This is a genomic window from Nitratireductor sp., from assembly GCF_017794765.1.
GTDB lineage: Bacteria > Pseudomonadota > Alphaproteobacteria > Rhizobiales > Rhizobiaceae > Nitratireductor.
Genome location: NZ_CP051236.1, coordinates 3,205,047 through 3,219,201, shown reverse-complemented (window position 1 = coordinate 3,219,201; position 14,155 = coordinate 3,205,047). Strand labels below are relative to the sequence as shown.

The window sequence follows — 14,155 nt, the reverse complement described above, 5'->3', positions numbered from 1 at the left end:
CCTAGAGGAAGTAGCTCTGCAGCGGGCGCACCTCGAGACTACCCGCCTTGAGAGCAACGATTGCCTCGGCGGCGGCCTCCGCACCTGCCATGGTGGTGTAGTAGGGCACTTTCTGCATCAATGTGGCACGACGCAACGACTTTGAGTCCGACATGGCCTTCTGACCGTCCGTCGAGTTGAAGACGAGCTGGACCTGACGGTTGCGGATGGCGTCCTCGATGTGTGGTCGACCTTCCAGAACCTTGTTGATCTTCTCCGCCTCTATGCCGTTCTCACGCAGGAAACGGGCGGTGCCACCGGTGGCCAGAACATGCCATCCGGCGTCGGCGAGCCGCTTGACCGCCGGCAGGACGCGGGCCTTGTCATCATCGCGCACGGAGACGAACAGTGTGCCTTCACGTGGCAGGTCTACGCCAGCACCGAGCTGCGCCTTGGCAAAGGCGAGCGCGTAGTTGGTGTCGAGACCCATCACCTCGCCGGTGGATTTCATCTCGGGTCCAAGCAGCGTGTCGACGCCGGGGAAGCGAGCGAAGGGGAAGACGGCTTCCTTGACCGCGATATGGCCAAGGTCGCGCGCATTCGGCATGGTGCCGTAATGGGCGAAGGCATTTTCCAGCGTCTCGCCCGACATGATCCGGGCGGCGATCTTGGCGATGGGGCGGCCGATGGTCTTGGCGACAAAGGGCACCGTGCGCGAGGCGCGGGGGTTGACCTCGAGCACGTAGATTTCGCCGTTCTTCACCGCATACTGCACGTTCATCAGCCCGCCGACCTTCAGCGCGCGTGCGAGCGCGGCTGTCTGCTGCTCCAGTTCTGCGACAAGGCCCTCGTCGAGAGAGTGCACCGGCAGGGAGCAGGCAGAGTCGCCGGAATGAATGCCGGCTTCCTCGATATGCTCCATGATGCCGGAAACATAGGTCTGGCTGCCATCGGACAGACAATCCACATCCACTTCCACTGCTTCGGTCAGATAGGTGTCGAAGAGAAGCGGGTTCTTCGAAAGAAGCGTGTTGATCTGGCCGGTCTTGTCGGCCGGATACTTCTGGCGGATTTCCTCGGGCACGAGGCCGGGCACCGTGTCGAGCAGGTAGGTCTGCAGCATCGTCTCGTTGTGGATGATCTGCATGGCGCGGCCACCCAGAACGTAGGACGGGCGCACCACCAGCGGGAAGCCGAGTTCGGACGCGACGACGCGGGCCTGTTCCACCGAGTAGGCGATGCCGTTTTTCGGCTGCTTCAGGCCGAGTTTGACGAGCAGCTTCTGGAAGCGGTCGCGGTCTTCGGCCAGGTCGATCATGTCGGGCGCGGTGCCGAGGATCGGGATGCCGGCCTTTTCCAGCGCATCGGCAAGCTTCAGCGGCGTCTGGCCGCCAAATTGCACGATCACGCCGTGCAGTGTGCCGGCGGCCTGTTCGGCGCGCAGGATTTCCAGAACGTCCTCGGGCGTCAACGGCTCGAAATAGAGGCGGTCGGAGGTATCGTAGTCGGTGGATACGGTCTCCGGGTTGCAGTTGACCATGATCGACTCGTAGCCGGCGTCGGCCAGCGCGAAGGCGGCGTGACAGCAGCAATAGTCGAACTCGATGCCCTGGCCGATGCGGTTGGGGCCGCCACCGAGGATCACCACCTTCTTGCGGTCGGAAACGCGGGCCTCGTCGGCCACAGCGCCAGCGAAGGGCAACTCATAGGTCGAATACATATAGGCGGTGGGGGCCGCGAACTCCGCCGCACAGGTGTCGATGCGCTTAAAGACGGGATGGACGCCAAGGGAATGGCGTTTCTTTTGAATCTCTTCCGTCTCTTTCTTCGCAAGCGAGGCGAGGCGGGCATCGGAGAAGCCCATGGACTTCAGGAGGCGCAGGTTTTCTGCATCTTCCGGCAGGCCGTGCTCGCGCACACGCTCTTCCATGGCGAGGATCGCCGCGATCTGCTCCAGGAACCACGGGTCGATGCGGCACATGGCATGGACGTCTTCGAGGCTGGTGCCAAGTCGGATCGCCTCGGCCACCATGCGTAGGCGGTCGGGCGTGGGTGTGCCGAGCGCGGCGCGGATGGCATTCTTGTTTTCCGACGGATCGCCTTCGGGATCGTAGCCGGGAATCTCGATCTCATCGAGCCCGGTAAGGCCGGTCTCAAGACCGCGCAACGCCTTCTGGAAGGACTCGGCAAAGGTGCGGCCGATGGCCATGACCTCGCCCACCGACTTCATGGCGGTCGACAGAACCGGCTTCGAACCCGGGAACTTCTCGAAGGCAAAGCGCGGGATTTTCGTCACCACATAGTCGATTGACGGCTCGAAGGAGGCCGGTGTGGCACCGCCGGTGATGTCGTTTTCCAGTTCGTCCAGCGTGTAGCCGACGGCAAGCTTGGCGGCGACCTTGGCGATGGGGAAGCCGGTTGCCTTGGATGCGAGGGCGGAGGAGCGCGACACGCGCGGGTTCATCTCGATCACGACAAGGCGGCCGGTCTCCGGGTTGACAGCGAACTGTACGTTGGAGCCGCCTGTCTCCACACCGATCTCGCGCAGCACCGCAATCGATGCGTTGCGCATGATCTGATATTCCTTGTCCGTCAGCGTCAGGGCAGGGGCCACGGTGATGGAATCGCCCGTGTGCACGCCCATCGGGTCGACGTTTTCGATGGAGCAGATGATGATGCAATTGTCCGCACGGTCGCGGACCACTTCCATCTCATACTCCTTCCAGCCAAGAACGGATTCCTCGATCAGGACTTCGGTGGTGGGAGAGGCATCGAGGCCCGACGAGACGATCTCGAAGAACTCTTCGCGGTTATAGGCGATGCCGCCGCCCGTGCCGCCCAGCGTGAAGGAGGGGCGGATGATGGCAGGCAGACCGACAAAGTCGAGCGCCTGGGCGGCCACGCCCATGGCGTGGTTCATGTAGCGCTGCTTGCGGTCGCTCTCACCGAGGTTCCATTCGTTTTCAAGATCGTCCAGCGCCGTATCGAGCGCGTCGCCGGAGAATTTCTCCTTGAGCTCCCTGCGCTTTGCCTCATGTTTCTGGCGGTCGGCATTTTTTACGTCGGAGGCGTTGGCGAGCATCGAGCGCGGCGTTTCGAGCCCGATCTTGGCCATGGCTTCGCGAAACAGCGAGCGATCCTCTGCCTTGTCGATGGCTTCGGGCTGAGCACCGATCATCTCGACATTGTATCGCTCCAGCACGCCCATCCGGCGAAGGCTGAGCGCGGTGTTGAGCGCGGTCTGGCCACCCATGGTGGGAAGCAGTGCGTCTGGCCGTTCCTTGGCGATGATCTTGGCGACGACTTCCGGTGTGATCGGCTCGATATAGGTGGCATCGGCGAGCTCCGGGTCGGTCATGATCGTGGCCGGGTTGGAGTTCACCAGGATGACGCGATAACCCTCTTCTCGCAGCGCTTTTACGGCCTGGGTGCCGGAATAATCGAACTCGCAGGCCTGGCCGATAACGATGGGGCCGGCCCCGATGATCAGGATCGACTTGATGTCGGTGCGTTTTGGCATGGAAGATCACTCGCGCGTGTGAGCCGAACGCCGCACGGGCGTATGCCGCGCGGAGGCCGGGCAAAAATTGTCGGGCTAGGCGCGCCTTATAGGCAATGGGTGGGACTTACGGAACCCCGAAAATGACGATTTCAACGCTGTTGGTGGCCATAGGGCTGTTTCCTGGTGCGAGCATCCGTTCAACCGGGTGTGTTGTGGTCGTCGTCGACGGGAGATCTGACAGACGAGGTCTAGCCAGCGCGCAAGCCGGCTTTCGCCATACTTTCATTCGCGCGATCTTGGAGCTGCCCGACGGGCTGAGCTGGTGAAAGGCAGCCACTCTTGCCGTTGCGCAGGCGGGCAAACAACCTCTGGCCTTGTGGTGTATAAGCCGATAACTAGTATCTACTGGAAGCAACTGGGAATTTTACGCATGCGCTGGAAAGGTCGTCGCCAAAGCAGCAATGTCGAGGACCGTAGGGGTCGATCGGGAAACGGGGGAATGTTCCCCGGGGGATTCGGTCGATCTGGCGGTCGCGTGAGGCTTCCCGTAGGCGGGGGGCGGCGCGCCGGCGGCGGGCTATCCGGTATCATTGTGCTTGTGGTTCTTTTCTTCGCTTTGCGTGCCTGTGGCATCAATCCGCTGGAGATGCTGTCCGGTGAACCGGGAGCCAGTAGCCAGACCACGACAGGGCAGCAGCAGATCCCAAGCGGCGCGAGCGACGAGATGAAGCAGTTCGTGAGTGTCGTGTTGGCCGAAACGGAAGACACCTGGAATGGCATATTCGAATCCCAGGGGCTCGACTATAAGGAACCGTCGATGGTTCTTTTCACAGATTCCGTGCGCTCAGCCTGTGGCTTCGCTTCGGCAGCGACGGGACCGTTTTATTGTCCCGGCGATCAGAAGGTTTACCTTGATCTGGGCTTCTTCGATCAGCTCTCACGCCGCTTTGATGCTTCGGGCGATTTTGCGCAGGCCTATGTGGTTGCGCATGAAGTAGGCCACCACGTGCAGAATGTGACCGGCATTCTGCCGCGTTTCAACCAAATGCGGCAACGCATGAGCCAGGCAGAGGCGAATGCGATGTCGATCCGCGTGGAACTTCAAGCGGATTGCTTCGCAGGCATCTGGGCACATTTCACCGCCCAGAAGGGCCTTCTTGATGACGGAGACATCGAAGAGGCGTTGAATGCCGCCAACCAGATCTGCGATGATACGCTGCAACGCCGCACCCAGGGTTACGTGGTGCCGGAGAGCTTTAACCATGGTACTTCCGAACAGCGGAGGACATGGTTTGCGCGGGGGCTCAAGAGCGGACGGCTGGCCGATTGCGATACCTTCAACGAGCCCATCTAGCAAAGAGCCTATCCAAACCTGGACCAGTCGTTCCCTTACCACGCACGAGGTGGACTGGAACATGTTTGGATTAGGAAGAATACTGAGCCTTGCTATGGCGGTGGTCTGCGGCTCGATTACGTCGCAGGCACCCGAGTTTTCCCAACAGTATCGACAACGGCTTAACGGTGCTCAGCATGAGTTGAGGCAGGTTGTCGAAGCCTTCGACGCAGATGCAGCCCAGAATAACCTGAACCGCGAAAGTGCAATACGGGTCTATGAAAAGACGGGTAGTGCGTTTCTCCAGGAACGTGCGGGGTCTGTTCGCGCTGCGATCGGACGATTGGGTGATCTGGAGCGGCAGTCCGAGGCTTTCGATGAAGCCATGCCTGTGCTCAGACCCCTGGTTGTTGCGCGTGCGCCAGACGGTCCTGTGTTGCAGGGAGCCCTGAGAGATTTCGAGCCGGCAATACCCATCACGTTGCACGGATTTATCTGGGCCGGCGCGGGCATGATACTGGGTTTCTCAATCGCATGGCTGATCAGTCTGCCGTTTCGGCGGAGGCAACGCCGCTCGACGCGCAATCTTCGCGTGTAGAATTGCAACTACCCGTTTAACGCGTTTTTAAACCCCGTGAAATATTTTGCCGCCAACAAAACAAAGCTTGGGTGGGCAACATGGTTTCTCGGTTTGGGCGCTTTTTGCGTTCCGGTAAGCGGCTTTGCCAGCGTTTTGGTGCTGACAGGTCTGGTAATTTTGCAATGATGACCGGCTTGTCAGCTATGGCGCTGATCAGCGCTTCCGGCTTCGCCGTCGACTATTCGAACATGAGCCGGGTGCGCTCTGAACTGCAGAATGCGCTTGATACGGCGGCGTTGGCGGTGGCGCAAAAGGGCAAGAAAGTCTCAGACCTGGAAGCGAGTTCCATCGCTTACAATTATCTCAAGGGAAATCTGGACAGAAGCTTCGACGCGCTGAAAGTCGAGCGCGATGGTCGATCTGTGCGCGTCACGGCCAAGGTCGATGTGGATCTGATGTTTGGCGGGATATTCGGCAAGGGTTCCATGCCGGTCAACGCAGTTTCGCAGGCCGATGTGGCTCTGGTCTCTTATGAGATCGCGCTGGTGCTCGATACGACCGGGTCCATGCGGGGCAGCAAGCTGCGCGACATGAAAAAAGCCGTCGAGGAAATGATCGACAACATTTCAGCCCAGGTTGACAATAAGGATCGGCTCCGCTTTGCGCTCGTTCCCTTTTCAACCTTCGTGAATGTCGGGCCGCAATATGGGCCTGAGTTCGACGAAAAGGGGAAAATGAAGGAGGGGACGGGGGCGCCCTGGCTTGATCTCTACGGAGAGAGTGAAGTTCCTCAGCTCGAACTTCAGACAGGCATCAGCCGCTTCCATGTCTACAACAGTCTCGGCTACCAGTGGAAAGGCTGCGTGGAGACACGTATGCGCGATGGCACCACGCGGCACGATGTGGCGGCAACACCTGCGGATCGGCGGGACCCGGCCAGCCTCTTCGTTCCTGCATTTGCGATCGATGAACCCGGTACGCATTGGTCAGAGCGCTTTTATAACGATTATCTCGATTCGTCGGTCGATCCCCTCGACAATAGTGTTCTGGGCAAAGTGAAGAAGGTCGGAAAATACGGGTTCGATCTTCTGGGAAATGTGCTGGGTGGCAAGAAACCCAAGCCCAAAGATGACGCGCCGGGGCCAAACTACATGTGCAGTTCGGAGCCGCTGACGCCGCTCACCAACGATTATGCGTTGCTCAAGTCGAAGGTGAAGCAGTTCGAGGCCGAGGGCAACACCAACATCATGGAAGGTGTTTCCTGGGGGGCGCGCGTCCTCTCGCCGGATGAACCATTCCCTGCGGGGAATTCGGAGGATGGCCTGGTTAAGGTCATGGTTGTGCTGACGGACGGTGCAAACACGTTTGGCGTCTTGAACAACCGTCTCCGGTCCCGCTACACGAGCTTTGGCTATATGGTCGAGGGACGCCTCGATGGAGAGGTCAATGCAAGTTCGAGCAAATCCACGAGGCTGATGAACGAAAAGACAATCGAAGCCTGTGACTTTGCAAAAAAGAGCGGTATCGACATTTACACGATCAGGCTCGAGGTCCGCGACACCGGCACGGGCGACATGATGCGCACCTGTGCGAGCCGGCCCGACCAGTATTTTGACACTCCATCCAGTCGCCAGCTCAAGGAAGTGTTCGACAAAATCGGCGAGCAGATCGTCAAGCTGCGTCTTTCTTCCTGACCGAAGCGGATTTCTGGAACAAGAAAGGGCGGCCTCGGAGCCGCCCTTTTTGCTTACTCAGCGAGCGCTGGTTCGCCACGCCGCTCACGAATGAGATTGGCGAAGCGACGGAAGAGGTAGTGGGAATCCTGCGGTCCGGGTGAAGCCTCCGGATGATGCTGGACCGAGAAGACAGGCTTGCCGACGACTGTCAGGCCGCAATTGCTTCCGTCGAAGAGGGAAACATGCGTTTCCTCGACGCCTTCCGGCAAAGTGTCGCCATCCACCGCGAAACCGTGGTTCATGGAGACGATTTCGACCTTGCCGGTGGTGAAATCCTTGACCGGATGGTTCGCCCCGTGATGGCCCTGATGCATTTTGACGGTTTTCGCCCCAAGCGCGAGTGCGAGCATCTGATGACCGAGGCAGATACCGAAAAGCGGTATTTCGGTGTTCAGCAGCTCCTGGATCATCGGCACGGCGTATTCGGCGGTGGCTGCCGGATCCCCCGGACCATTGGAGAGAAACACGCCATCGGGCTGCAGGGCGAGAACGTCTGCTGCGCTTGTCTTTGCTGGAACCACGGTGACTTTGGCTCCGAGGCCGGCAAGAAGGCGTAGAATGTTACGCTTCGCACCATAATCGACCGCCACAATGTGATGGGTCGGCGCTCCCTGAGTGCGAAAACCCTCATCCCAGACCCAGGGTGTCTCCGTCCATGCCTGCGATTGGCCCGACGAGACCTCTTTTGCCAGATCAAGCCCGACAAGCCCGCTCCAGTTACGCGCCTTCGCCTTCAGGGCATCGATGTCAAAATTTCCCTCGGAGTCGTGCGCTATGACGGCATTCGCTGCCCCCTTTTCGCGCAGGAGTGCTGTCAAAGCACGTGTGTCAACACCGCTGATAGCAACGATACCGCGACGCTTCAGCCATCCATCCAGGTGGCCGCTCGCACGATAATTTGACGGGTTGGTGATATCAGCGCGGAAAACGGCACCGACCGCGCCGGCGCGGGCGGCAGGATGAAGATCTTCAATGTCTTCATCATTGGCCCCGACATTGCCGATATGCGGGAAGGTGAAGGTGACGATCTGGCCTGCATAAGAAGGGTCCGTAAGGACTTCCTGATAGCCCGTTAGCGCCGTGTTGAAGCAGAGTTCGCCGATCGCCTCTCCGCCGGCTCCCACGCCCTTTCCCTCGATCACAGTGCCGTCGGCCAACACGATCAGGGCTGTCGGCCGGCTCGTGCTCCAGGGGGCGGTTTTGGTCGCCATTGGGGTCTCCATCATTCGTGTGCCTGAATACCATCGCGGGCAGAGGCCTGCGCGCGCTTCAGGTTTCCTTAACATGATCTGCGAGCTGACCGGTTCTCACTTTTTGCCGTCGAACGCAAGGGGGGATGAGCATGGGGGACTTGAAAGACAGCCGCACATGGGCCATATGCCCCAGCGAATTGGATCCGCGCGAAAGCCAAAAGCTGACGGATTCAGGCCGAAAAGGAAATTGTCCATGCAGGGCGCGGACAATAGGCAAAGGCTGCAAATCGGTCAATCGCTCGCAACTAATTATTTATGTCAATGTTTCCAATGGTTTATTGGGGCGTTGTCGCTTGCTTCGTGACTTGGCCGGAGCTATGTTCGTCCTCAGCGACGGGAGACAGGTGTTATGATGCGCGAGAAACTCGCCAAGGCGTTGAACGACGCCGTCAAACAGAAAGACAAACGCCGCATTTCAACGCTGCGTCTGGTTCAGACTGCGATCAAGGATCGCGATATTGCCAATCGTGGAGCCGGCAAGGACCCGGTTAGCGATGAGGAAATTCTGCAGATTCTGTCCAAGATGGCAAAGCAGCGGCAGGAATCCGCGAAAGCCTTTGAAGAGGGCAACCGGCTGGAGCTTGCCGAGCAGGAGCGCGAGGAAATCGCAGTTATTGCCGAGTTCCTTCCCAAACAGCTTGGTGAAGACGATCTGAAGCAGGCCTGCGCGCAAGTGGTTCATGAAGTCGGTGCAGACGGGCTTCGGGACATGGGCCGATGCATGAATGTACTCAAGGAAAAATTCCCGGGACGCATGGATTTCGGCAAGGCCAGCGGCATTGTCAAAGGCATGCTGCGCTGACCGCGTAGGCTGCTCTTTCTAAGAAAAACTTGCAGGCGGCTCAACCGAGCCGCCATTTTTTCGTTGGAGAGGGAACGAAGGGCCGTGCTTGACCTTCCAGTTGCTGGAAGGGCTACCACAGAGCACAGATGGTTTCAGGAGTTCTCGAATGGCTGACGAACAGAAACATCATCACGTCCATGGGGCGCATTGCAGCGGGCGCAGGCAGGCCGCAGATAATGAGAAAGCCTCGGAGTCGGGAGCCAGATATACCTGTCCCATGCACCCGCAGATTGTGCGTGACAAACCTGGATCCTGCCCGATCTGTGGTATGGCCCTTGAACCCGTGGGGGTACCGGAGGAAGAAGGTCCCAATCCCGAGCTTGTGGATTTTACGCGCCGTTTTCAGGTAAGCGCGTTTTTGGCCGTCCCGCTTTTGCTTATCGCAATGGGGCCGATGGTCGGATTGCCGTTTCGACACTGGATCGGAGAGCGGGCGTCTGTCTGGCTCGAGTTCGCGCTGGCCACGCCGGTTGTTCTCTGGGCGGCGCTTCCGTTCTTTCGCCGCGGTTACGAATCCTTCCTCAATCGCAGCCCGAATATGTGGACCTTGATCTCCATCGGTGTCGGTGCCGCCTATGCCTACAGCGTGGTGGCCACGCTCGCGCCGGGTCTATTCCCAGCCCAGTTTCGGGGCGAGGGGGGAGCCGTGCCGGTTTATTTCGAGGCTTCGGCGGTCATCGTTGCATTGGTTTTCCTTGGTCAGGTGCTGGAACTGCGGGCTCGGGAGCGAACTGGTTCAGCCATCCGCGCGTTGCTCGATCTTGCTCCGAAAACGGCACGGCGTATCAAGGACGACGGCTCGGAAGCCGATATAGCGCTTGAAGAGGTTCGTGTCGGGGATCGGCTGCGGGTCCGCCCCGGTGACAGTGTGCCGGTAGATGCAACGGTCGAAGAGGGAAGGTCGTCGATCGATGAATCGATGATCACGGGCGAGCCGGTTCCGGTGGAAAAGGCGGAAGGTGATCCGGTGACCGGTGGCACCCTCAACAAGAACGGTACACTGGTCGTGCGGGCGGAGCGCGTCGGCTCTGAGACCGTACTTTCGCAGATCGTTGACATGGTGGCGAAGGCGCAACGCTCGCGCGCGCCGATCCAGGGCCTTGCCGATCGCGTTTCTTTCTATTTCGTGCCAACCGTGGTCTTGGTGGCGATATTGGCTTTCATCGTCTGGGCCCTGTTCGGACCAGAGCCTTCGATGGTGTTCGCTATCGTCTCTTCGGTTTCGGTGCTCATCATCGCCTGCCCCTGTGCGCTTGGACTGGCAACCCCGATGTCGATCATGACGGCAACGGGACGGGGTGCGCAGAGCGGCGTCCTGATCAAGGACGCCGAGGCGCTCGAACGTTTCGCCGGCGTGGACACGCTCATCGTCGACAAAACGGGGACGTTGACTGAAGGACGTCCCGGATTGACGGATGTTGTCACAGTTGGAACGTGGGAGGAGAAGCAGCTTCTGATGCTCGCCGCCAGCCTTGAGAGAGGCTCCGAACACCCTTTGGCTGAAGCGATAGTCGCCGGGGCCGACGATCGTGGCATTGAGCTCGAAAAGGTCGGCAATTTCGATGCGGTAACCGGTAAGGGTGTTGTCGGCGAGGTCAATGGCCGCCAAGTGGTGCTCGGAAACAGGGCGATGATGGAAGGGGCCGGGGTCGCAGTCGAGCATCTGACCGAACGCGCTGATACGTTCCGTGCTGAAGGCAAGACGGCGATGTTCGTATCCGTGGATGGCGAGGCCGCGGGTCTGGTCGCGGTGGCCGACCCGGTCAAGGAGACGACCTCCAATGCCATCCGTAGCCTTCACGAGCTTGGATTGAACATCATTATGGCGACGGGTGACAACGAACGAACTGCACGGGCGGTGGCCGAGCGGCTGGGCATCGATGAAGTGCGAGCCGACATGCTGCCGGAGGACAAACAGAAGCTGATTGAGGAATTGCGTGCAAAAGGTGCGCGCGTTGCGATGGCAGGTGACGGGGTGAATGACGCGCCCGCACTTGCTGCTGCCGATGTCGGCGTTGCCATGGGAACGGGCGCTGATGTGGCGGTAGAAAGTGCCGGGATAACCCTGGTGAAGGGTGATCTGAACGGGATCGTTCGCGCCCGCGCGCTTGCGCAGGCGACGATCCGCAACATCAAGGAGAACCTCTTCTTCGCGTTTGCTTATAATGCGCTTGGCGTTCCGGTCGCGGCTGGCATCCTTTATCCCGTATTCGGGACCTTGCTGTCACCGATGATCGCCGCAGCCGCAATGAGCCTGTCTTCGGTCTCGGTCATAGCCAATGCATTGCGGCTGCGCAGCGTCAAGCTGGGGTAGCACCTGCCGCAGTTCCGATGCATTTACGCCGCGTTGGCATCCGCGCTTTCTTCGTTCGCGCTGAGGCCGTCTTCGCGCAACTCGTCAAGCGGGCTGGGACGTCCCAGGTAATAGCCCTGGCCGATCTGGCACAGTTCCTTCGCAAGGAAGCTCAACTCGCCGGATGTTTCGACGCCTTCGGCCAGGACCGGGAGGCCGAGACCACGGCCGATGCCCAGCACTGCGCGAACGATGGTGGCGGCCTGTTCGTTTGTATCCACCTGCCGAATGAAACTCCCATCGATCTTGATCTTGTCGAAGGGGAAGGCGCGTAAATTGGAGAGCGACGAATAGCCTGTTCCGAAGTCGTCCATCGCCACGCGGATTCCAAGGGTTTTTAACTGACGCAGCGTGGTAAGCGCCCGATGCATATCACGGACCAGCGCGGTTTCGGTGATCTCGATTTCGAGACGATGCGGTGACAGTCCGGTCTCAAGCAGGATGCGGTGGACCGTTTGCGCGAAGTTCACGCTGTGAAGCTGGATCGCCGAAACATTCACCGCGACCATCAGGTTACTTTTCCAGCTGACGGCTGCCTGACAGGCTGTCTTGAGAACCCATTCGCCGATAGGGACAATGGCGCCGCTCTCTTCAGCAACAGGGATAAAAATGCCGGGCGATACATTTCCCCGTTCAGGATGCTGCCAGCGCAGAAGCGCTTCGTAGCCGATCAGTTCACCGGTATCGAGTTTCTTCTGGGGCTGATACACGAGGTGGAATTCGTTGCGGGTTACCGCATGGCGCAGCTCGTGCTCCATTATCCTGCGGGAACGGGCCTCGATACCCATGGCGTGTTCATAGAACCGGTAAGTGTCGCGCCCTTCGGACTTGGCGCGGTAAAGCGCCGTGTCGGCATGGTTGATGAGCATCTCCTGATCCTGCGCATCGCGTGGATAAATGGCGATGCCGATGCTCGTTGACATAAGGCCGTCGCTGCTTGCCCGCGCGTTCTCCGCCCGGAAGGCTTCAAGTATCCGCTCGGCGAGTGTTGCAGCCTCCTTGTGATCCGAAATACCAGGGGCGATGATCGCAAATTCATCACCGCCAAGACGCGCCAGCATCTGACCCTCGCTCAATACGCTGCCGGCGTTATCCGCGACCTTGCGCAGCATCGCGTCGCCTGCGGCATGGCCGAACAGATCGTTGACCTCTTTGAAACGGTCAAGATCAAGGCACAGCAACGCTATCGACTTTCCTTCGGCAAGTGTTGCCATTTCATTTTCAAGCTGGGCCGTGAAGCTTCGCCTGTTGGGCAGATTGGTCAACGTGTCATTCATGGCCAGGCGACGGATATCGGCCTCTGCCTTTTTGCGTTCGAACAGGTCGCGTACCGCTATGACGGTGTGCGGCTTTCCGCTGTAGTCAATGGTTCGGGAAAGGAGCTCAACCGGCCTGCTCGTTCCATTGGCGTGCTCGAGCGTGGTCTCCCAGACAGGTTCCTCGGCATTGGCGCCATCGAGCTGGATGGTGCCGAACAGATCCGTGAAATCCATTCCCACCAGTTCCTCGATGCCCCGCCCGCACAATCTGGCGAGGCTCTGATTGGCCGTGACGATAACCGTGTCATCGCAGACCAGAAGGCCTTCAAAGGCGGCGTTGGCGAGGCCACGCATGCGGCGCTCTTCTGCCACGGCGCGGCGCTTGTCTCGAATGTCGACCCAAAGGGCCAAGGCCGTCAGCGCAAAGATCATGACCGCTGCGAGAGAAACGGCGGCCGCAAGGATCGTGGAAGGAACAGAGAACTGGGATATGGTGATTGCGGGATCGGGAATGATCGAGGCGGCGCCCATGGCCGTGAAATGCATGGTGCAGATTGCGAGGGTCAGTGTCAGGCTTGCAGAAAGGTTTCGTATCTGCGAGGTGCGCGCCAGAGCGATCTGAATGGCGAGGGCACCAAGAACGACACCGGCGATCACGGAGGCGGCGACCAGCATCATGTTCCACTCAAGCCGGCCTTCAACCTCGAATGCGATCATGCCGGTGAAGTGCATCACCGCAATACCCCCTCCGATGATCGAACCGCCAACGAGATGATGGTCCAGGGTCGGGCGGGCCGTGGCAACGAACATGCCCAGACCACTACAGAGGACTGCAAGTATCAGCGATAGGGCGGTGAGTGGGACATCATAGGCGGTCGACATGCCGGGGGAAAACGCCAACATGGCGACGAAGTGAGTGGCCCACACGCCGAAGCCGAAGCAGATGGCGGCTACGGTTGTCCATAACAGGCGCGTTTGGCCCGTCGATTTGCGCAGATGCCGCAAAAGCGTCACCGCAGCAAATGAGGCGATTGCTCCCAGAACGCCAGCCAGTACAACCAGCCGGGGATCGTGTTCATTGACAATGCAGTTGTAAACCGTAAGCACGTGTACCGCCACCCTGATGCTTGTGTTCCCGGCCGTGTTCGCCGGTCTGTATCCAATCGACCTCCGGGGTTTAACATCTGCGCTTGAACAATCGGTTAAGTTGTATGCGCGAACTGTTCCATGCCGTATCTTTTCCGGCTGTGAATACCGTGAAGAAGCTTCTTCAGGAGTCGCAGTAGCCGACGATCATGCTTATATGATCCGGTAGG

At 59.4% G+C, this 14,155-nt stretch carries 8 protein-coding genes; 5 read left to right on the top strand and 3 right to left on the bottom strand.

Going from position 1 to position 14,155, the window contains the following annotated elements:
* Position 1: 1 nt before the first annotated feature.
* Positions 2 to 3,499 (bottom strand): carbamoyl-phosphate synthase large subunit, encoded by a 3,498-nt coding sequence (gene carB, locus HF949_RS15185; RefSeq protein ID WP_292896643.1) that lies wholly within the window; start codon positions 3,497 to 3,499, stop codon positions 2 to 4.
* A gap of 412 nt (positions 3,500 to 3,911) precedes the next feature.
* Between carB and ypfJ the strand changes: the two genes are divergently transcribed.
* The 3 genes from ypfJ to HF949_RS15170 all read left to right on the top strand — a co-directional run bounded on the left by ypfJ (position 3,912) and on the right by HF949_RS15170 (position 7,088).
* Entirely contained in the window at positions 3,912 to 4,835 is a 924-nt protein-coding gene (gene ypfJ / locus HF949_RS15180) for a KPN_02809 family neutral zinc metallopeptidase (protein ID WP_292900238.1), read from the top strand.
* Between the two features lie 61 nt (positions 4,836 to 4,896).
* On the top strand, positions 4,897 to 5,412 hold the full coding sequence (locus HF949_RS15175) for a DUF2937 family protein (protein ID WP_292896641.1): 516 nt from the start codon (positions 4,897 to 4,899) through the stop codon (positions 5,410 to 5,412).
* Positions 5,413 to 5,576: 164 nt separating this feature from the next.
* Entirely contained in the window at positions 5,577 to 7,088 is a 1,512-nt protein-coding gene (locus HF949_RS15170) for a VWA domain-containing protein (protein ID WP_292896639.1), read from the top strand.
* Between the two features lie 53 nt (positions 7,089 to 7,141).
* Here HF949_RS15170 and carA read toward each other — a convergent pair whose 3' ends face one another.
* Positions 7,142 to 8,341 carry a glutamine-hydrolyzing carbamoyl-phosphate synthase small subunit gene (gene carA / locus HF949_RS15165; RefSeq protein ID WP_292896637.1) on the bottom strand — a complete coding sequence of 400 codons (1,200 nt, stop codon included), beginning with the start codon at positions 8,339 to 8,341 and terminating at the stop codon, positions 7,142 to 7,144.
* Positions 8,342 to 8,735: 394 nt separating this feature from the next.
* Here carA and HF949_RS15160 point away from each other — a divergent pair, with 394 nt between their 5' ends.
* Together HF949_RS15160 and HF949_RS15155 are read left to right on the top strand one after the other, a co-directional pair.
* Complete coding sequence (locus HF949_RS15160; protein WP_292900236.1) at positions 8,736 to 9,185, top strand: GatB/YqeY domain-containing protein; 450 nt, start codon at positions 8,736 to 8,738, stop codon at positions 9,183 to 9,185.
* Positions 9,186 to 9,333: 148 nt separating this feature from the next.
* The gene (locus HF949_RS15155; protein ID WP_292896635.1) at positions 9,334 to 11,541 is read left to right on the top strand and encodes a copper-transporting P-type ATPase; all 2,208 of its coding nucleotides are present in this window, start codon (positions 9,334 to 9,336) and stop codon (positions 11,539 to 11,541) included.
* Between the two features lie 23 nt (positions 11,542 to 11,564).
* Here the strand turns inward: HF949_RS15155 and HF949_RS15150 are convergent, their stop codons facing one another.
* The gene (locus HF949_RS15150; RefSeq protein WP_292896633.1) at positions 11,565 to 13,946 is read right to left on the bottom strand and encodes a sensor domain-containing diguanylate cyclase; all 2,382 of its coding nucleotides are present in this window, start codon (positions 13,944 to 13,946) and stop codon (positions 11,565 to 11,567) included.
* Between the last annotated feature and the right edge of the window lie 209 nt (positions 13,947 to 14,155).

Coding starts and splice junctions, on each gene's coding strand:
- carB (WP_292896643.1), bottom strand. CDS start 3,499: ATGCCAAAACGCACCGACATCAAGTCGATCCTGATCATCGGGGCCGGC.
- ypfJ (WP_292900238.1), top strand. CDS start 3,912: ATGCGCTGGAAAGGTCGTCGCCAAAGCAGCAATGTCGAGGACCGTAGG.
- HF949_RS15175 (WP_292896641.1), top strand. CDS start 4,897: ATGTTTGGATTAGGAAGAATACTGAGCCTTGCTATGGCGGTGGTCTGC.
- HF949_RS15170 (WP_292896639.1), top strand. CDS start 5,577: ATGATGACCGGCTTGTCAGCTATGGCGCTGATCAGCGCTTCCGGCTTC.
- carA (WP_292896637.1), bottom strand. CDS start 8,341: ATGGCGACCAAAACCGCCCCCTGGAGCACGAGCCGGCCGACAGCCCTG.
- HF949_RS15160 (WP_292900236.1), top strand. CDS start 8,736: ATGCGCGAGAAACTCGCCAAGGCGTTGAACGACGCCGTCAAACAGAAA.
- HF949_RS15155 (WP_292896635.1), top strand. CDS start 9,334: ATGGCTGACGAACAGAAACATCATCACGTCCATGGGGCGCATTGCAGC.